17 protein-coding genes are annotated in these 18,561 nt (G+C 29.7%); 10 read left to right on the top strand and 7 right to left on the bottom strand.

Features of this window, described 5'->3' with window-relative positions:
- Position 1 precedes the first annotated feature (1 nt).
- Positions 2-736 carry a lipopolysaccharide kinase InaA family protein gene (locus CC87_RS04920; protein ID WP_169740265.1) on the bottom strand — a complete coding sequence of 245 codons (735 nt, stop codon included), beginning with the start codon at positions 734-736 and terminating at the stop codon, positions 2-4.
- Between the two features lie 120 nt (positions 737-856).
- Between CC87_RS04920 and CC87_RS04925 the strand changes: the two genes are divergently transcribed.
- Entirely contained in the window at positions 857-1,798 is a 942-nt protein-coding gene (locus CC87_RS04925) for a sulfotransferase (protein WP_038056771.1), read from the top strand.
- Here CC87_RS04925 and CC87_RS04930 read toward each other — a convergent pair.
- The 4 genes from CC87_RS04930 to CC87_RS04945 are packed head-to-tail and all read right to left on the bottom strand — an operon-like array spanning position 1,795 to position 7,300.
- Complete coding sequence (locus CC87_RS04930) at positions 1,795-2,688, bottom strand: glycosyltransferase (protein WP_038056773.1); 894 nt, start codon at positions 2,686-2,688, stop codon at positions 1,795-1,797. The two genes, CC87_RS04925 and CC87_RS04930, sit on opposite strands and share 4 nt — an antisense overlap.
- A gap of 1 nt (position 2,689) precedes the next feature.
- Entirely contained in the window at positions 2,690-3,766 is a 1,077-nt protein-coding gene (locus CC87_RS04935) for a CofH family radical SAM protein (protein WP_038056774.1), read from the bottom strand.
- Positions 3,767-3,774: 8 nt separating this feature from the next.
- Positions 3,775-6,693, bottom strand: a complete 2,919-nt coding sequence (locus CC87_RS04940; RefSeq protein WP_169740266.1) for a PD-(D/E)XK nuclease family protein — start codon at positions 6,691-6,693, stop codon at positions 3,775-3,777.
- Positions 6,686-7,300: a PD-(D/E)XK nuclease family protein gene (locus CC87_RS04945; protein WP_038056778.1), complete on the bottom strand. Its 615-nt coding sequence runs from the start codon at positions 7,298-7,300 to the stop codon at positions 6,686-6,688. The genes CC87_RS04940 and CC87_RS04945 overlap by 8 nt, the downstream gene beginning before the upstream one ends.
- Positions 7,301-7,396: 96 nt before the next feature.
- On the opposite strand from CC87_RS04945, the gene CC87_RS04950 reads away from it, so the two are divergent.
- Positions 7,397-8,467: a branched-chain amino acid aminotransferase gene (locus CC87_RS04950; RefSeq protein WP_038056780.1), complete on the top strand. Its 1,071-nt coding sequence runs from the start codon at positions 7,397-7,399 to the stop codon at positions 8,465-8,467.
- Here the strand turns inward: CC87_RS04950 and CC87_RS04955 are convergent.
- Both CC87_RS04955 and trmB read right to left on the bottom strand, forming a co-directional pair.
- Positions 8,464-8,916 carry a tetratricopeptide repeat protein gene (locus tag CC87_RS04955; protein ID WP_245605490.1) on the bottom strand — a complete coding sequence of 151 codons (453 nt, stop codon included), beginning with the start codon at positions 8,914-8,916 and terminating at the stop codon, positions 8,464-8,466. The two genes, CC87_RS04950 and CC87_RS04955, sit on opposite strands and share 4 nt — an antisense overlap.
- A gap of 54 nt (positions 8,917-8,970) precedes the next feature.
- Positions 8,971-10,032 carry a tRNA (guanosine(46)-N7)-methyltransferase TrmB gene (gene trmB / locus CC87_RS04960; RefSeq protein ID WP_084222203.1) on the bottom strand — a complete coding sequence of 354 codons (1,062 nt, stop codon included), beginning with the start codon at positions 10,030-10,032 and terminating at the stop codon, positions 8,971-8,973.
- A 250-nt stretch (positions 10,033-10,282) separates the two neighbouring features.
- Here trmB and tmcD point away from each other — a divergent pair, with 250 nt between their 5' ends.
- The 8 genes from tmcD to CC87_RS04995 all read left to right on the top strand — a co-directional run bounded on the left by tmcD (position 10,283) and on the right by CC87_RS04995 (position 18,548).
- Positions 10,283-11,539 carry an electron transfer complex subunit TmcD gene (gene tmcD, locus CC87_RS04965; protein WP_038056782.1) on the top strand — a complete coding sequence of 419 codons (1,257 nt, stop codon included), beginning with the start codon at positions 10,283-10,285 and terminating at the stop codon, positions 11,537-11,539.
- A 5-nt stretch (positions 11,540-11,544) separates the two neighbouring features.
- Positions 11,545-12,219, top strand: a complete 675-nt coding sequence (gene tmcC, locus CC87_RS04970) for a TmcC family electron transfer complex membrane anchor subunit (protein WP_038056784.1) — start codon at positions 11,545-11,547, stop codon at positions 12,217-12,219.
- A gap of 9 nt (positions 12,220-12,228) precedes the next feature.
- Complete coding sequence (locus CC87_RS09100; protein WP_051920605.1) at positions 12,229-13,041, top strand: 4Fe-4S dicluster domain-containing protein; 813 nt, start codon at positions 12,229-12,231, stop codon at positions 13,039-13,041.
- Between the two features lie 42 nt (positions 13,042-13,083).
- Positions 13,084-13,557: a heterodisulfide reductase-related iron-sulfur binding cluster gene (locus CC87_RS09105; protein WP_051920607.1), complete on the top strand. Its 474-nt coding sequence runs from the start codon at positions 13,084-13,086 to the stop codon at positions 13,555-13,557.
- A 1-nt stretch (position 13,558) separates the two neighbouring features.
- On the top strand, positions 13,559-15,223 hold the full coding sequence (gene hmcA, locus CC87_RS04980; protein ID WP_038056785.1) for a sulfate respiration complex hexadecaheme cytochrome HmcA: 1,665 nt from the start codon (positions 13,559-13,561) through the stop codon (positions 15,221-15,223).
- Between the two features lie 122 nt (positions 15,224-15,345).
- Positions 15,346-16,323 (top strand): 4Fe-4S dicluster domain-containing protein, encoded by a 978-nt coding sequence (locus tag CC87_RS04985; RefSeq protein WP_038056787.1) that lies wholly within the window; start codon positions 15,346-15,348, stop codon positions 16,321-16,323.
- Positions 16,310-17,494, top strand: coding sequence for an NrfD/PsrC family molybdoenzyme membrane anchor subunit (gene nrfD / locus CC87_RS04990; RefSeq protein ID WP_084222204.1), 1,185 nt, complete (start codon positions 16,310-16,312; stop codon positions 17,492-17,494). The genes CC87_RS04985 and nrfD overlap by 14 nt, the downstream gene beginning before the upstream one ends.
- 1 nt (position 17,495) lies before the next feature.
- The gene (locus CC87_RS04995) at positions 17,496-18,548 is read left to right on the top strand and encodes a histone deacetylase family protein (protein WP_038056789.1); all 1,053 of its coding nucleotides are present in this window, start codon (positions 17,496-17,498) and stop codon (positions 18,546-18,548) included.
- Positions 18,549-18,561: the final 13 nt, after the last annotated feature.

Genomic DNA, 18,561 nt, shown 5'->3' on the forward strand with positions numbered 1-18,561 from the left:
TTTAAATTTCTCCACCTCTTTTTAAAACTCTTTCTGTATGCCTTTTGATAAGCCAAACTTTTAAATCTATCAGTTTTGGCAAAAATAAAAAGGAGTTTTTTGTTGATTTATTATAATTTTCCCAAAAAAAATTCCACCACCTTTCAGCTTTATCTCCAAGATAGGTATAAAAAGAAAATTTTAGTTGGGCAAGGTCTTTAATAAAATAATATTTAGAAAAAAAGGGTTTGTACTTAACTCTGGATACATCTATAATAATAAGCTGATCAGATTTTTCATCATAATAAAAGTGATTTAAATAACAGTCTTGATGAAAAAAAACTATTTTATGAAATTTAGCTAAAAATTCAGCAATTTTAGAAATAAAAAAGGAAACTTTGGAAGGATCATCTTGGATTATATCTATAACACGTTTTCCTTTTATTTCTTCAGTCCCTATCATAGCTCTTTTGTCTTCTGATAAAGCGAAAAATACAGGAATAGATGTTGGAACCCCTTTTTCCCAGAGCAAAAGAATGTTTTCCCATTCTTTTTTAGCTTCCTCTGGATGAGCCAGATATTTTTTTATAAAAATTTTAAATCCTTTTATTTGATAAGCAGAAACTATACGATATCTTTTTTTTCTAAAAAAATAAGGATCAGGTAAGTTCCAGAGAATATCAAAAGAAAGAAGATTGTTTTTTTCTAAAAAATTATAAAAATTCTTATTTACCTTTATATCTTTTATGTTTAGCAAAATAAATTTTTTTCTCAACAAAGATAAATTTATTAATTGAAAAATTTTTTATTGTATTTTAGCTTATTTTTGATAAAATAACAACTCAATTTTAGAGGGTTAAAAAGAAGAATTTTTAAAATGAGTCAACGAAATATTTATCCTATATATTCACTGATTTATATTGCTGGAGCAGAACGCTCCGGGAGTACACTTTTAGATACAATTTTAGGGGAAAGTAAAAGTTGTTTTTCTATAGGAGAATTCAGACAATTTTGGAAGTCTTTTATTCTTAAGAACGGTCTTTGTACTTGTCAAAAAAATTATAAAGATTGCCCATTTTGGGGACAGATATTAAAAGAGCTTTTTGGAAATACTGGAAATATTAAAAACATAGCTATGTATTATTATAAGCTTCAAAAAATTGTTGAGAGAATTCCTTTAGTAAATTTAAAAAAGCAAAAAGAGTATTTATTTAAATACCATAAGGAGATAAGCGAATTTGGAAGTTTTTTAAAAGAAATTTATAATAAAGTTATAAAATTTTCTTCAGCTAAGATAATAATAGATTCATCAAAAGTACCTTACTGGTTAATAGTTTTAAAAAATTTTATACCTAATTTAATGGTTATTCACCTTGTAAGGGATCCAAGGGCAGTAACATATTCTTGGACAAAAAGGAAATTTGATTATAGTATAAACAATTATATAAAAACTCACCATCCATTTACCACAGCCAGGAATTGGTTAAAATATAACATAGCTTTAGAAAAAATTAAATCTGAACTTCAATATTATTATTTTTTAAGATATGAAGATTTTGTTAATCATCCAAACAAATATTTAAGAGAAATAGAAAAAAGCTTCAATTTAGAGAAAAACATTTTTCCTGAAATAAGAAATTATCAACTTTTGGTTAAAAAAGATAGACACCAGGTAGGAGGAAATCCAGATAGATTTAAAATGAAAAATATTCAAATTAAAGGAGACTTCACTTGGAAAAAGCAATTACCTTTGAAATATAAAATATTTATAACTATGTTAACTTTTCCTTTTTTAAAACGATATAAATATCTTTTTTAAAATCTAAAACATGTTTTTAGATATTTCTTTAAAAATTTAAAGTTTAATAAAATTTTAGGATAAATCTTAATTGCTTGATTAAGATATTCAAAAGCTTCTTTATATTTACCATTTTGATAAAGTTTGCCACCGATTTCCATATAAGCTTTGGCTTTGGCATAAGGATAAAGTTTTTGAAATTCTTGGGGTAATTTTTGAAAGAGTAAATTTACAGAAGCTAAAGCACTTTCTAAATAAAATTCTGTTTTATATCTTAATCTATCTGGATGATCTTTAATAATGCCAACTGCAGTTTTAACAGGAAATACTTTATGTAAAGCTATCCACCAACCTCTAATTACAAAATCTTCTCTTACTTTTAAGCTCTCAGGAAAAGTATGATAACTTAAAATTTCTTTTTTCACTAAATATAAACATCCAGAAAACTTACCATCTATAAAATTTTTTAAATCAGATACTTTATTTCCTGTAATATTAGGTATAGTTAATTTTCTAATTTTACCTTTTACATTTTCTTTAAAAGTAGCACCTATGAATACTTCACTTTCAGGATGATTTTTAATTTTTTTTTCAAAGATTTTTAAAGCCTCTGGTAATAATCTATCATCAGAATCAAGAAATAGAAGATATTGTCCTTTTGCTATAGATATACCTGTATTTCTTGCTGAAGCAGCACCTTTATTTATCTTATGCCTGACAACTTTTAATCTTGACTCTTTTTTTATCCATTTTTCAAGTATTTTCTGGGTATTATCTGTAGAGCCGTCATCTACTACAATAATTTCATATTCTCCTTGATAAGTTTGATTAGAAAGTGATTCCAAGGTTGTAGATAAAAAAAGAGCTCTATTATAGGTAGGTATAACAATAGAAAAGAATATATTACTCACCTTACAATTCTACTGGTTCTCCGCCTATTTCTCTTATCAGACGCTGTATTTGTGCAGGAGGAAGCTTTATCACTGGTTCACCTTTCATTAATTCGCTTATTTTTTCCTCTATTACTGTGCCGTGAAAATGGTCTGCTCCCCAAAGTAAAGCCACTTGAGCAAGCTTTATCCCTAAAAAAACCCAATAAGACTTGATATGAGGAAAATTATTTAAAATTATACGAGAAAGAGCTATTACCTTTAAAATTTGATGAGCAGACGGACCTGGAAGATAGGAAAGTTCATTATTTTCAGGAATAAAAGCAAGGGGAATAAAACAATAAAATCCCTTGGTCTCTTCTTGAATTTCTCTGAGTTTAAGAAGATGATTTATTATTTCCTCCTCAGTTTCTATATGACCGAAAAGTAAAGTAGCATTGGTTTTTATTCCTAAGCTATGGGCAGTTTTGGCTATCTCTATCCATCTTTCTGCAGAAATTTTGGCAGGATAAAGCTCTTTTCTGACCCTTTCCGAAAAAACTTCAGCTCCTCCTCCAGGAATAGAGTTTAAACCAGCCTCTTTAAGCTCTATCAGAACATCTTTTATAGATTTCCCAGAAATCCTGCTTAACCAATCAATTTCCACACAAGTATATGCTCTTATATGAATATGTGGAAAGTTCTCCCTTATAGCTTTTATTAAATCTATATAATACTCATAAGGTAACTCTGGATTTAAGCCTCCTACAACATGAACCTCTTTTAAACTTGGGGTTGTTTTTAATGTTTTTATAATTTCTTTTATGCTTAAAGTATAGCCTCCTTTTTCTCCAGGTCTTTTGTGAAAACCGCAGAATTTACAATTTATATTACAAATATTTGTATAATTAATATGGCGATTGAGTGTATAATAATACTTTTTCCCATGAATTTTTTCTTTTAATCTTTTTGCAAGCTTTCCAAGAAAGAAAAGATCCCCTTCTCTATAAAGCTTTAAGGCTGAATCAAAATCAAGAGGTTCTAAATTTAAAACTTTTTCAGCTACCTTTTTATAAAAATTGTCTTTTTTAAAATATTCTTCTAAAACCAGGTTTTGCATAAAAGTTATTATAAGAGATATTTAAAATTTTTGCAAGGAGCTTGATATTCGCAAAATTTACAAACATTTTCATCAAAAGCAAAATAAAATTTTTCACTAAACAATAAATGATTGATTATCCATTCTATCAAATGTTTAAAATCATTCTGAAAATAATTATAAACCTTGGGCCAATCTCTATTTTTAACATTTGTTGAGGTAAAAATAAATTTTTCAGGAGTCTCTAAATCAGAAGGGGTAATAAAACCAGCATTTATAATATAAAAACACCCTTTAGGTTCTTCTATAAACTTATCTTTTTTTTGATAAAAAAGATAATAATAAAAAAGAAGCTGAAAATTGTATAATTTCTGCCCAAATGCATCTGCTACTTCATAAATTGCCTCTTGAGAAAAATCCCCTGGCAATTTAAAATCAAAAAGTTCTTTTATTTTTTTTGTAGCTGGTCTTGTATTGGGATTGCTTTTATAATCCAATATCAAATACTTTGGAATTCCTTCTTCTCTTTTTATAATAAAATCGCAGATACCTTTTAAAATAACATCAATTTGATTTCCAGAAAAATCTTTAAAAGAATCCAAAAAATTTATCTTTTCCTTTAAAATCAGAACTTTTTCTACTCCTAAAACCTTATTATTTTTTACTTTTTTTTCTTCTAATTTTATGAGATAATCAAAGTATTTTTTAATGCTTTCTATAGCAATTTTTTTGGAAAAAAAATGGGAAAGAGCATTCATTTTCCTATTAAATTCATATTTATTCCACAAAAGCTCTAAATTTTTTAAAACCTCATTTTCATTATAAATATTTTTTATGAGATAATTATTTCCTTCTAAACTTTTAAAAAAGCTCTCAAAAAATTCATGCAAAAAGTTTCCCACATCTACAGGTTTAAGTCCGATTTTTTCTGCTTCTTTTAGTTTTAAAAGATATTTGAAATAAAACTGAACTCCGCATCTCAAATAAGTTTCTAAAAAATATCTGCTTATTTCTGTAGTTTGCAGGAGTTTTATAAGATTTTTTCTATCTTCTTGTGTTTTGGGAATACCATCTCTTTGTGAAAGGATATTTAATTCTAAATTGATAATTTTACTTTCAGGTTTTTCATTATTTTTTTCTAATTCCCATTTAAGTTTATGGATAAAACGAGAAGGCTCTTTAAAATCTTGAGTTTTGCTTTTTTCAACAAAAAGATAAAATATATGCACCTCCTCTGCACTTTGAATAAGTCTTTCAAAGTAATAAACCCAGAGTTCATTTTTATAAACAGGAATTCCAAGATAGTGTTTGATTTCATCTGTAAGAAGAGGATTAAAAGAAGGTGAAGGTGGGAGAATCCCCTCATTTACATCAAGAATAATAACTTTTTTAAAAGACAAAAGTCTTGTTTCTAAGAACCCCATTATTTGCAGACCTTTTAAAGGATCGCCTATAAAAGGAATACTTTCTTCTTTAAGAAGATATTCTAAAATTTCTAAAAGTATAGCTTTGGAAATTTTCTTTTCTTTAAGATAACTCTCTTCTTCAAAAATAGATAAAATTTTATTTTCTAAAACATGTAAATAGTTCCTTAATAAAACATTATGCCAATCAGAATTATCTGCTTTTAAATTTTCAAAAAGAGGTTTCAAAAAGGAAATAAATTCTTTTAAATTTTCTGCTAATTTGATAGGTGCTTCTATTTCTTCCCAATTTCTAAAAAAAATCCTGTGGAGTTTTTCCAAAAAATCCTTCTGATTTAAAAACCAGTTTTCTATTTCAGAAAGCTTTATTTTAATATAACCTTTTTCTCTTATGAGTTTTTCTATCTCTTTTATTAAAAATTCTAAAGGCAAGCCAGAATCTAAGGTTAGAGCTTTTAGATAAGGATGTTTTATCACCTTTAAATAAGATCTAACAGGATAAAATTTTCCGTTTCTTTCTTTTTGGGCTTTTATAATATTATTTAAAAGCTGGTTAAGAGGAAGCTTGGTAATAGGATATTGCAGAGTGATATTAATTTCTAAATTATTTTCTTTATTTTCTAAACCATAAATTAAAGGTAAAAGAGAAAGAGAATTAGGTAAAATAACTGCTACTTCATCAGGATTTTTTACTTCATCAGGGATATTTTTCACTGCTGATTCAACCTCTAAGTGCAAATCTGAAGTCTCATAAAAATATATTCTTGGTTTTGCTTTGGAATTTAAATTTTCGTAATATTTGCTATCTAAAAATTGAGGCTCTAATTCTAAAGCTCTTAAGGTATTTTGAATAATTTGAGGAATTGGTTCATAGGCTTCAAATATGAAGAAGGTTTTATTAAAATTATTTTTAAAGAATTTAAAAATTTCTGTTTCTGCTTTTCTTAAAGCTGCAAATCCTATAAACCAGATCTCATTTATTTCTTCAAAAAGATTTTTGTTAGATAAAGAGTTATTTCTAAAAGTCTCTGCAAGTTTTTTTAATCTATAACTTGGATAAGAAAATTCCTTTTTTTCCAAAAGAGCAGAGAACTTTTCATAGGTTTTTCTTAATTCTTCAAAAAGTTTTTTAGCAATTTCAGGAAGTCCTTCAGGCGGATAAAGAAGATCTTCAGGAATTCTTCCTTCTTTTTCAAATTCTTCAAAGACTTCTAAAAACTTTAAACCCCAATTAAAAAATTTATTAAAATCTTCTTCCTTTTGCCCTGCTGCTTCTAAAAGAATAAAAAGTCTAAGTATAGTAGGAATTTTAGGAAAAGGTTTATCAAGTAGCAAAGTATAAAGGTTTTCAATAAATTCTTCAAAAGACAAAATTTTAGGTAAAAATCCAGCAGAAAGCTTTTTATTTTTCTCTTTAATATAGTGTTTAAAAAAAAGTCCTGACCTTTTAGTAGGAAAAATACACCAGATTTTTAAAATATTTTCTTTCTTTAAAGAATGATTGCTAAGAAAAAAATTAGCCAATGTTTTCAAAAAGTTTGAGCTGGGAGGGATAAGAAAGGCTTGAGACATATTTTTGTTCTACACTAAAAGGCTCAAAAGCTATAAGATATATTTTTATATTAGCATCAGAGGATAATTTTTTCAAGAATCTTTGATAATTTTCCAATTGTTCTTCTTCTCTGTGAGAATCTTTATGGAGTTTGAATTCTAAAATAATCCAATCCTTGGGAGTTTTTAAAATAATATCTGGTCTAATTTCCTGAATTTCTCCCTTTTCTAAAAAGAAACTTTCTGCTTCTTTATAAACTTCTAAATTTTTTTGAGAAAAAAGTTCTTTTAATTTCTCTATTTCAGGACTTTTAAAAGCCTTATATATAATCTCTTTTACTTTTTTTTGAATGATTTTTCTTTGAGGCAGAGGTTCAGGGTAATAAGCCAAGGCTTTTTGGATATAGAGATCTATTTTTTGATGAAACTCTTCTGTTTCTTGATTCATATTTAAGATTTCTCTATCCTGAGATAAGATCCATTCCCAGATATAATGTAAAATTTCTCCTAAAATAATAGCTTCATTTTTTTCTTTAAGAATTCTTAAAGTGACTTTGTTTTGATGCAATTTTAATCCCATATATTTTAAAATATAATTTATTTACAAACTCTTGTCAAAAACTCATAAAAGGTATATTTTTGTTTAATTAAAAAATATTTGATAAGGGGTGCGAAAATGGAAATTGAAATTAATTTAGCCTCACCTGAGAAGAGAAAAGCTCCTGATTTTTACAATCTTACTTTTGGTAACATTTTTACTCCGCATATGTTTTTAATGCGATATGAAGAAGGTAAAGGTTGGCATTCTCCTAAGATTGTTCCATTTTCTGATATAGAGCTTCATCCTGCAGCTATAGTATTGCATTATTCTCAAGGTGTTTTTGAAGGGATGAAGGCTTATTATGGTGTGGATGGGAAAATTAGGCTGTTTAGACCCTGGGATCATATAAATAGACTCAATCGCTCTGCGGATAGGATGTGTATTCCTACTTTGGAACCAGAGAAGGTTTTTGAGGCTATAAAGACCTTGGTTCTTCTTGATAAAGATTGGATTCCCCGTAAAAGAGGTTCTGCTCTTTACATAAGACCTGTAATATTTGCTACAGAAGGAACTTTGGGTTTAAAGATAAGCCATGAATATCTTTTTATGATTATTCTTTCTCCTGTAGGTGCTTATTACCAAGAGGGATTTAATCCTGTGAGAATTTATGTTACAGAGGAGTATGTAAGAGCCTGTCCAGGTGGAACAGGTGATATAAAAACAGGTGGAAACTATGGAGCCAGTCTTAAAGCTCAGGAAATGGCTAATAAAAAAGGGTATAGTCAGGTTCTCTGGCTTGATCCTTTATATAGAAAATATGTAGAAGAAGTGGGGAGCATGAATATTTTCTTTTATTTTGAAAACGAATTGACTACTCCTGCTCTTACAGGTTCTATTCTACCAGGGGTTACTCGTGATTCGGTCTTAAAACTTGCTCCCAAGCTTGGTATCAATGCTACTGAGAGAAGAATCTCCATAGAAGAAGTGATAGAAGGAATAGAAAAGGGCACTTTAAAAGAGTGTTTTGGAACAGGAACAGCTGCTGTGGTTTCTCCTGTGGGAGAAATTTACTATAAAGATAAATCTTATAGAATTAATAATGGACAAACAGGAGAACTTACCAAGACGCTTTTTGATTATATTACAGGTATTCAGTATGGAGAGAAAGAAGACTCTTTTGGTTGGGCAGTTATTTTAGAAGATTAAAAATCTACCACTTTTCTGGCTTTAGCAAGTTCTCTTTGGACTGCTACTGCTTTGTCCAATTCCCAATCTGCCTCTTCTTCCAGCCCTTTTTCTCTTAAAACTTGACTTTTTGCCATATAAGCTGCAGGATAATTTGGCTCCAAATCTATAGCTTTATCAAAAAGTTCTAAAGCCTTATCCAGCTCTTTTTTACGATAGTAAATCTGGCCTAAACGAAAATAAAGTCTGGCATTTTCTGGCTCCAAAGTTAAAGCCTTCTCTATGTCCTGCTGGGCAAGTTCCAATTCCTCTTTTTGCATGTATATTACTGCTCTTGCTTCTAAAGCTTTAACAAAATTGGGATCTATAGAAAGAACTTGATTAAAAATTTCTAAGGCTTTATCAAATTGCTTTAAAGTAAGAATTTTAGCTCCCTCTAAAAAAAGATCTTCAATACCAATTTGTCCCATGGAAATCCTCCTTAAAAATTAATGGTTAAATTTAATAATAAAAAACTTTTAATTTTATTCAAGTCCTTTTTCTTTTTTAATTTCTCTAAAAGCCTTAATTTTGCAATTGCTTTGTATAAGTTTTGCTTGAGGAAATTTTTCTTGAATTTTTAAGGTTATAAGAACTAAGGCTTTATGAACACCATCTGTAGGATCAGGATGATCAGAGTCATGTATAGAAATAATTACTCCATCTTTATCATAGGGATTTATAGAAATAAAAAATCTTTGTTTTAAAAGTCCTTCTACTACTAAAGTATCCAATAAAATCCCATCTTCTTTGAAATAAATATCCAAAATTTTTATAAGCTCTTCTCCTTTTTTCCAGATAACATCTTTGGAAAAGAACTTTAAAAATTCTTTTAAAGTTACCGACTTTCCTAATTTCAAAATATTTAAAGGCAAGGGTTCCTCCTTTTTAAGTTTTATTAATGGATAAAATTTACTTATCCATTCAGGAAGTTCAACTCTTTTTACTTTTTTAAAACCTATATAAAATAAAGATAATCCCATAGAAAGCCATTTTCTGGCATATTTGGTATGGTAATATTCAGTAAGATTCATTTTTAAAGGAGTATCCCAGAGGGGTTCAAAAACAGGACATTTTAAAAAATGCTCTAAAACCTCCTTAGCGTATGGTTCATAATCTGTTACCATAATAAAAAAACCCTCTAAAACAAGACGATCTCCTAATAACCATATAAAAGCAGGGTTTACCAGTCTTCTTTCTTTTTGACTCTTTTTGGCCCAGGGATCAGGGAAGTTTAAATAAAGTCCTGCTAAGGTTTCAGAATCAAAAAGTTTAGAAAGTGCTTTAGCTCCTTCTATACAAATTAAACGTAAGTTGGCTAACTTAGCATTAATAGCTCTATTTACAGCTTTTCTAAAATACTCTCTGGAAACTTCTACTCCTATAAAATTTGCTTCAGGTTTATTTTGAGCTAACCAGACAATAAATTCTCCATTTCCTATTCCTATTTCAAGATAAAGAGGGCCTTTTCTGCCAAAAATTTTGTCCCAATCTGGTTTTATCCCCAGTTCATTCTCTTTAAGAACAGTTTTAAAAAAATCTCGCATTATAATCTACCTCTTTTAAGATTTTTTTATACTAAACAGCTTTTGAATTTTTGCAATGAATTATTTTCCTTGAAATTGTAAGAAATTTTGTTATTTTGTAAATTATTGTTGCTAGCTATCTTTAAGTTCAATTTGACAATAATTTTTGAAATCTTTTAATTTTTGAATAAAATTAGGCTTAAATCTGTGAAATTAGAAAAAATCTAAACTTGACTTTTTATTTTAAGGTGATAAATATTCTTAAAATAAGATGGAAATGATTTTTAATATTAATTGGGAAAATTCGTCAAAAACTGTGGATCTTTTTTCACTCAGAAATTACCCTCTATTTTATGATTGGGTTGCAAGTCCTGATGGGGAAAAAATTGCTGTTGTAGTAGAAAATGAAAATAGAGAAACTACTGTTTGGGTTAATGGTAAAACCTGGGAAAATGTTTTTGAAAGAGTATGTTATTTGCAATTTACTCCTGATAATCGTTTAATTTGCACGGTTCAAAAAGATGGATTATGGACAGTGGCTATTGATGGAAATTTATGGGAAAATAGTTTTGATTATGTATGGAATTTACAATTTAACCAAGATGGAAAAGTTATTGCAGTAAATGTAAAAGTTGGAAATCAATATAGTGTTTGTGTAAATGATAAACCATGGCAAAAATTTTTTTACGATGCAAGAGATCTCTTTATTTCTGATAAAGGAAACAATATAGCAACTTATGTAAGGTTAGAAAATTATCCAGTGTTAGATATTTTAAATTTCGCAAAAGGGATGTGGAGTTTAGCGGTTAATGAAAGTGCTTGGGATAAAAAGTTTATAAGTGTGTTTGGCTGTGCTTTTAGTCCTAATGGAGAAAAAGTTGCTGCTGGAGTAAGATTTTCAAATAGAGAATTTTCTATAGCTGTGGATGGAAATATTTGGGAGAGTACCTTTTTACAAGTTTGGGAACCTGTATTTTTAAATAATGTAGATGTTTTAGCACCTGTAAAAACAGAAATAGGATGGCAGTTATATTGTAATGGAAGACCCTTTTGGGAGTATGGTTTTACCCAGATTTGGAATTTAAGAGTTCATCCTGCTAAGGAAAAAATAGCAGGTGTAATTGCTACTGATCTTGGGAAATGGACAGTTATAGTAAATGGCACACCTTGGAAATATAGTTTTTCTGATTTAGTATTACCACCTATTTTCAGCCCTGATGGAGAAAAAGTTGCTGTTGCAGTAAAAGATAAAGGTAAATGGGGAATTGTAGTAGATGATGAACCATGGAGTTTGGATGTTGATAGAGTCTGGGATCCTATTTTCAGCCCTGACGGAGAAAAAGTTGCTGTTAGAGCTGAAAAGGGGAATAAATATTTTTTAGTTATAAATGATAAAATTCATAAAGAAAGTTTTGATTATTTGTGGGATCCTATTTTCAGCCCTGATGGAGAAAAAGTGCTTTTAAGAGGGATAAAAGGAAATACTTACTATAGAAAAGTTTTGAAAATAGAAAAAATTATAGGATAAGTAACATGTTTTCCTTTGATTATGAAACTTTATATACTATAGTTAGAGGTCCCTTGGTTTGGGTATCTTTTATAGCTTTTTTAGGAGGAATAGTATATAAAATTTTATATTTATCTTTAAAAGCTAAAAAAGATAAAATAATTTATACCTATCTTAACTTTAAATGCATTTTGAGATCTATAATACACTGGCTTTGTCCTTATGGAAGTTTGAGTATGAGAAGACATCCATGGTTTACTTTTGTTAGTTTTATTTTTCATATAGGGATTATTTTAACTCCTATTTTTTTCTTAGGACACATAGAACTTTGGGAAGAATCTTGGGGTATTAGCTGGAAGGGATTTCCAAATTTTATATCAGATATTTTGACTATAACTACTATTACTTGCGGAATTCTATTACTTATAAGAAGGTTATCTCTTAAACATGTTAGATTTTTAACCACTTCTAAAGACTATGCATTGCTTTTGCTTGTAATTGGAGTGTTTCTTACAGGAATTTTAGCCCATTATCAGGTAGTTTTGGATTATAGATATATGGTTGTATTGCACATGTTATTAGGGGAGATAATGTTAATTGTTATACCTTTTACCAGGTTAGGGCACATGTTTCTTTTTTGGCTTACACGAGCTCACACTGCATCTGAATTTCAAGGCGTTAGACACTCTAAGGATTACTGAGGAGGGTTTATGAAAGAATTTAAAAGAGAGATAATAACAGATATAGGAATTGATAGAGTTTTAGATTTTTTAGATGAAAAGAGGATTAAAAGGGCTATAGATAGGGTATTAAGTAAGGAATCTGCTGCAAGATTAAAGGCTTTTGTGCAAACCTGTGTTCATTGTGGACTTTGTTCTGAAACATGTCATCATTATTTATCTCATGATGGTGATCCTACCTATGCTCCTGCTGCAAAAGTTAAAATGACCATAGGAGATATTTTAGAAAAAGATGGAAATGTAACCAAAGAAGATATAAAAAGATATGCAAGGATTGCTTTTACTGAGTGTAATTTATGTCGCAGGTGCACAATGTTTTGTCCTTTTGGTATAGACATAGGTTATCTTATTTCTTTAGTAAGAAGAATTTGCGGAATTTTAGGTGTTGCTCCTCAATTTATTCAAGATCAGGTTTATAGTCATATGTCCTGTTATAATATGCTTTGGCTTAAACAAGATGAGTGGCTGGATACAATTCAGTGGATAGAAGATGAATTGAGATATGAAATTAAAAATGCAAGAATTCCTATTGGTAAAAAGGATTCAGATATTTTACTTTTAATACATGGACTCGAAGCTAAATATATGACTCCACTTTTGATGAATATGCTAAAAATAATGTTGGTCTCCGGAGTTGATTTTACTTTGCCAGATATAGATGGCTGGGATTATACTAACAAGTCTATTTACATGCATGACTTTGAGACCATGACTATGGTTACTAAAAGGCATTATGAAATTGCCACCAAACTAAGAGTTAAAAGAATTGTTATAACCGAATGAGGCCATACCTATAGAGCCTCTGTTTATGAGGCTCCAAGATTGATGGGATGGAAAGATGCTCCAATTCCTTTTATTCATGCAGTAGAGTTTTTTTATGAAATATTAAGCACAGGACGTATAAAAATAGCTCAAAAAATAAAAGAAGTAACAACTTTACAGGATCCTTGTAATGTTGTGAGATATAGAGGTTTAGGAAATCAACTCAGGTATATAGTAAATCAGTTGTGTGAGAATTTTGTAGAAATGACACCGAATTATGAGTATAATTACTGTTGTAGTGCTGGAGGCGGAATGATAGATGCAGGACCACCTTGGAAGTCCGCAAGAATAAAAGGTGGTAAGGTAAAGGCTGAACAAATAAAAGATACAGGAGCCACCTTAGTAATAGCTCCCTGTCATACCTGTCATAAAGGAATAGAAGATTTAATAGAAACTTATAATATAAATGCCCATGTAAAATTTTTAGCCGATGTAATCGCTGAATGCATGGAAATACCCGAACATTTAAGGGTTTAATATGCAAAGAAAAAGAGTTTTTATTTTAGAAATTATTTTAGTTGTAATAGGAATTTCAATCATTTTTTATTACAGCAAAGGTCTATCCTTGGTAGAAAAAAAGAATCAAATAAGCTCCCAATCAGAAGAGGTAAAAAACAATGAGATTTTAATAGCTCATAAAGAATATTTTAAAAAATTGGAATATGCTCCGGTTTTGTTTAGCCATCAAAAACATGTTAAAGCTTTAAAAGAAAAAGGATGCAAAGCCTGTCATTATATAAATAAAAAAGGACTTTATGTTTTTACTTTTGTTAAAGGTATTTATAAGAAAAAGTCAGAAGAGATTAAAAAAGAATATCACCAAAAATGCATAAAATGTCATGTGAAGTTTAGAAAAAAAGGGAAAAAGTCAGGTCCAATTAAACTTTCTTGTGGAGAATGTCATAAAAGGGAGTATGTTAATAAAGAGATTAAATATCCTGCATTTGATTTTGATTTTGCTTATCATGATAAACATGTAAAAAAACTCAAAGATAGAACTAAAAATAGATCTTCAAAAGAAACCTGTAAATTATGTCATCATACTTATGATTTAAAAACTAAGAAATTGGTATATCAAAATGGAACAGAGGAATCCTGTTATTATTGTCATGATTTAAGTAAAAAAAGAGGTCCTGACTTAAGCAAAATTGTAGCTATTTCAAAGAAAGAAAATTGGAATTTACCTAATGCATTTCATTCTCTATGTTTGAGCTGCCATTTTAAATTAAAAAAAGAAAACAAAAAAGCAGGTCCTATAGTTTGTTCTAAGTGCCATACAGGTAAATATAAAACTATAGCAGAGTTAAAGAAAGTTCCTTGTCCAGAAAGAGGTCAAAAAGATAAATATTTCTTATTTGTAAAAAATCTTTCCAAGATGAAAGGAGTTCCTTTTGATCATAAATTTCATGAGAATGAGGTAGCAAAGTGTAGAACCTGTCATCATGAAAGGTTAAAAGCATGTAAAGATTGTCATACAATAGGAGGTAGTTCAAAAGGTGATTATATAAATCTTGTTACTGCTTACCATTCTCTATTTTCTGATAGAAGTTGTAGAGGGTGTCATTATAGACAAATTAAAAGCAATAAAAACTGTTTAAGCTGTCATTACTTTTTCAATTTAGCTGAAGCAAGATCAGAATTGGCTGATGAAAGATCTTGTAAAATTTGTCATACAGGGAAAAAAGAATTATTACCCACTAAGAAATTATCCTTAGAGGGTTTGAATTTGAAGAAGATTAAAAAGGAGATCACAATAAAGAAACTTTCTAAAGAATTTGAGCCAGCAAAAATGCCACATTTAAAAATGATTAATAAATTGGTTGAGGTTTCTAATAATAGTAAACTGGCTACTTATTTTCATAGAAATCTGGAAACAATTTGCAGAGGTTGTCATCACAAGAGTAATGTAAAAGCTGAATTAGAAAAAAATAAATTACCTCTTTGTAGCAATTGTCATAGTGTTGATTTTGATCCTCTTCATCCTGAAAGACCAAGACTACAAGCTGCTTATCATAATCAATGTATAAAATGCCATGAAAATATGCAGATAAAAAAAGCTATTAATTGCACAGATTGTCATAAATATAAAAAAGGAAATAAATTGAAAAAATTATTTTTAAAAAGGGAAGAAAAAAATGTATAGTTTTGAAGAGTTATTTACAAATCACGGTTTTGAATATGCATTAGCAGGATTAGCGTTTTTTATTTTTATAATAGTTATATTCACATTGCAGGAAAAAAAGAAATACTAATTTTGAGGAAATTATGAACAGGAGAGAGTTTTTAAATAAAATTTTAAAAGTTACAGGGTTAACTGTTTATCACCCTTATGTAGCTAAAGAGGAATCTGTTCCTTTTCGTTCTACAGGTAATTCTGTTAATAGGAAAGTTTGGGAGATATATAAAAAGAGAAAAGAAACCGTTTCCCAAAAATTAGAAGATACTTATGCAATTTTAGTAGATTTAAATAAATGTATAGGTTGTAGAAGATGTGAATGGGCTTGTAATGAATGGAACAAAAATCCCAATAAACCTATAAAAGAATTTGAAAAATCCCGTTTTGAGAAAAATTCTGTATTCAATGAAATTAGAAGAACTACCGCAGGTCAGTTCACAGTAGTAAATAGATTTTTTGATGAAAAAACAGGAAAACCTGTATATGTAAAGATACAATGTATGCATTGTCTTGATCCTGCTTGTGTTTCTGCTTGTTTTGTTGGAGCTTTTACTAAAACACCTGAGGGAGCAGTGATATATAATCCTGATGCATGTGTAGGGTGTCGTTATTGTTTAATTGCTTGTCCTTTTGATATTCCAGCTTATGAATATTTTGATCCCTTTACTCCTCAAGTTACAAAATGTACCATGTGTTTTGATAGAATTGTAGAAGGGGAGGTTCCTGCGTGTGTAGCTATATGTTCAGCAGATGCCTTAAAATTTGGTAAAAGAAAAGAATTGTTAGAATTAGCTCATAAAATAATAGAAGATAATCCAGATAAATATGTTCCTTATGTTTATGGAGAACATGATTTTGGTGGAACAAACTGGCTTTATATCTCTCCTGTTCCTTTTGAAAAGCTGGGATTTCCTATGGGTTATAATGAAACCCCTGCTAAATTTACCAGAAACTTTCTTTTCGCTGTGAAGGTTTTAGAAATATTAGCTGCTCCACCTTTAGTATATTTAGCATATAAATCTCTTTCAGATAAATCTAAAACCGGTGGAAAAAATGAAGACAAATAGCTGGTTTAGAGAAAAGATTTTACTTGGCCAAGATTTTAAAGATTATATAGCTGGGTTATTAACTCCTTGGAATTTAATTGTAGGAATTATTTTGATTTTGGGCATATATGCTCTGGGATATCGTATTCTTTTTGGATTTGGCCCTGCTACTAATCTTACAAATGAATATCCTTGGGGATTATGGAAAACTTTAAACATTTTAGCTGAGATTCCTCTTTCTGCCCCCGGCTTAGCTATAGGGACAGCAGTGTATTTATTTAAGGTAAAAGACTATAAAATGTTTGCTCGTCCTGCTGTACTTGCCAGTCTTTTAGGATATGTATTTGGTGTATTAACTTTGATTTTTGATTTAGGAAGATATGATAGAGTGTTATATCCTTTTGTTTTGTTCTGGGGATTAGAATCTGTTTTGTTTTTAACAGCTTGGCATTTCTTTTTATATATTCTTATATGCTTCGTAGAATGGTTTCCTGCGTTTTTTGAATGGGTTGGAGCTGAAAGAGCCAGAAACTTGTTTGCTAAATTAGGTGTCTGGGCTACAGCTCTGGGAGTGATAATAACAGGTGGACATCAGGCAGCTCTTGGAGCCTTATTTTTAATAATACCTACAAAACTTCATCCCCTCTGGTATTCATCTTTGTTGCCTGTTTTCTTTTTAGTTTCTGCTGTATTTGCTGGTATTGCAGTATTTATTGTTCAAGCTACTATCACTTATAAAGTCTATAGAAATCAATTGGTAAATTTTAATTATAAAGAATTTCATAGAAGACTTTTGAGTTTATCAAAAATTTTAGTTGTAGTTTTGGTAGCTTATTTACTTTTGAAATTGCTTGATTTAGCTCATTATAATAAATGGAAATATTTGTTTACCCCTTATGGTTATTGGTATTTGGTAGAATTAATAGGATTTGTGGTAATACCGATAATTACACTTATAATAGGTATTAAGGCTAAATGGGTTAAATGGGTTCAATTGAGCGCTTTTTGGGTGATTTTAGGGCTTATTTTAAATAGATTTAATGTGGGATTAATAGCATACAGATGGTATATACCTCTTTCTCAAAAATACTGGCCTACATGGATGGAAGTTGCTTTTTCATTATCTATGATCACTTGGGCAATTGTAGTTTACAAATTTATAATAAAAAGGATGCCTATTTTAAAACACTAAGATGAAAAAATTTGCAATTATTTATGATGAAATATTTTTAAAACATGATCCAGGGAGTTTTCATCCAGAAGCTCCTCAGAGGGTTCAGGCTATCTGGGAAAGACTTCAAAAAGATGATATAAAGCCCTTTATAGAAGTTTTTTCTCCGGATATTGCTAACAAAGAGGAAATCCTCTGGAACCATAGTGAAACTTTATATAACTTGGTTGCTCAAACAAAAGGGAAACCTTATACCCAGCTTGATCCTGATACTGTAGCTAATGAATATTCTTTTGAAGCGGCTTTAAGAGCTGTAGGAGCACAAAAAACAGCTTTAAAGTTGCTTTTAGAAGAAGGATATAACGGAGTTTTTGCCCTTGTAAGGCCTCCTGGACATCACGCTGAAAAAGATAGAGCTATGGGATTTTGCTTGTTTAATAACATTGCTATAGCTGCTTATTATGCCAAATATCTATATGGACTTAAAAGAATTTTAATTGTAGATTGGGATTTGCATCATGGGAATGGGACACAAAAATCTTTTTATTCTGATCACGAAGTTTTATATTTTTCTACCCATCAATATCCTTATTATCCGGGAACAGGACATTATACAGAGATTGGAGCTGGTTATGGTGTTGGCTATACTTTAAACATCCCTTTATCCGCAGGATGTGGAGATGAAGAATATATCTATGTTTTTAAAACCTTTTTGAAACCTATTGCTCTTCAGTATAAGCCACAGATTATTATGGTTTCCGCAGGTTTTGATTTATGCAAAGATGATCCTCTTGGAGATATGAAAGTTACTCCAGATTTTGGCATAGCAGTTTTAACCAGGATTTTAAAAGAAATTGCTGAGGAGGTTTGCCAAGGTAAAATAATGTTTACTTTAGAAGGAGGATACAATCTTATTAATCTTCAGGAAAGTGTTGTTAATCTTATTTTAACTTTTCTGGAAGAAAAAAAGATTTCAACAGACTTAGATTTTTCCGAAAGAGTAGAGAAGTTAGAAAAAAAGGTTTTAACTCCTCTTAAAGACCTCTTGAGATATAAAGGCTACTGGGAAATTTAGAGTTCTTATTTTT

Origin of the sequence: Thermodesulfobacterium hydrogeniphilum, from assembly GCF_000746255.1 — a bacterium.
GTDB lineage: Bacteria > Desulfobacterota > Thermodesulfobacteria > Thermodesulfobacteriales > Thermodesulfobacteriaceae > Thermodesulfobacterium > Thermodesulfobacterium hydrogeniphilum.

What these genes read in the sequence shown, in the direction of transcription:
- CC87_RS04925 (WP_038056771.1), top strand. Translation starts at nt 857, where the DNA reads ATGAGTCAACGAAATATTTATCCTATATATTCACTGATTTATATTGCT.
- CC87_RS04935 (WP_038056774.1), bottom strand. Translation starts at nt 3,766, where the DNA reads ATGCAAAACCTGGTTTTAGAAGAATATTTTAAAAAAGACAATTTTTAT.
- CC87_RS04945 (WP_038056778.1), bottom strand. Translation starts at nt 7,300, where the DNA reads ATGGGATTAAAATTGCATCAAAACAAAGTCACTTTAAGAATTCTTAAA.
- CC87_RS04950 (WP_038056780.1), top strand. Translation starts at nt 7,397, where the DNA reads ATGGAAATTGAAATTAATTTAGCCTCACCTGAGAAGAGAAAAGCTCCT.
- CC87_RS04955 (WP_245605490.1), bottom strand. Translation starts at nt 8,916, where the DNA reads ATGGGACAAATTGGTATTGAAGATCTTTTTTTAGAGGGAGCTAAAATT.
- trmB (WP_084222203.1), bottom strand. Translation starts at nt 10,032, where the DNA reads ATGCGAGATTTTTTTAAAACTGTTCTTAAAGAGAATGAACTGGGGATA.
- tmcD (WP_038056782.1), top strand. Translation starts at nt 10,283, where the DNA reads ATGGAAATGATTTTTAATATTAATTGGGAAAATTCGTCAAAAACTGTG.
- tmcC (WP_038056784.1), top strand. Translation starts at nt 11,545, where the DNA reads ATGTTTTCCTTTGATTATGAAACTTTATATACTATAGTTAGAGGTCCC.
- CC87_RS09100 (WP_051920605.1), top strand. Translation starts at nt 12,229, where the DNA reads ATGAAAGAATTTAAAAGAGAGATAATAACAGATATAGGAATTGATAGA.
- CC87_RS09105 (WP_051920607.1), top strand. Translation starts at nt 13,084, where the DNA reads ATGGGATGGAAAGATGCTCCAATTCCTTTTATTCATGCAGTAGAGTTT.
- hmcA (WP_038056785.1), top strand. Translation starts at nt 13,559, where the DNA reads ATGCAAAGAAAAAGAGTTTTTATTTTAGAAATTATTTTAGTTGTAATA.
- CC87_RS04985 (WP_038056787.1), top strand. Translation starts at nt 15,346, where the DNA reads ATGAACAGGAGAGAGTTTTTAAATAAAATTTTAAAAGTTACAGGGTTA.
- nrfD (WP_084222204.1), top strand. Translation starts at nt 16,310, where the DNA reads ATGAAGACAAATAGCTGGTTTAGAGAAAAGATTTTACTTGGCCAAGAT.
- CC87_RS04995 (WP_038056789.1), top strand. Translation starts at nt 17,496, where the DNA reads ATGAAAAAATTTGCAATTATTTATGATGAAATATTTTTAAAACATGAT.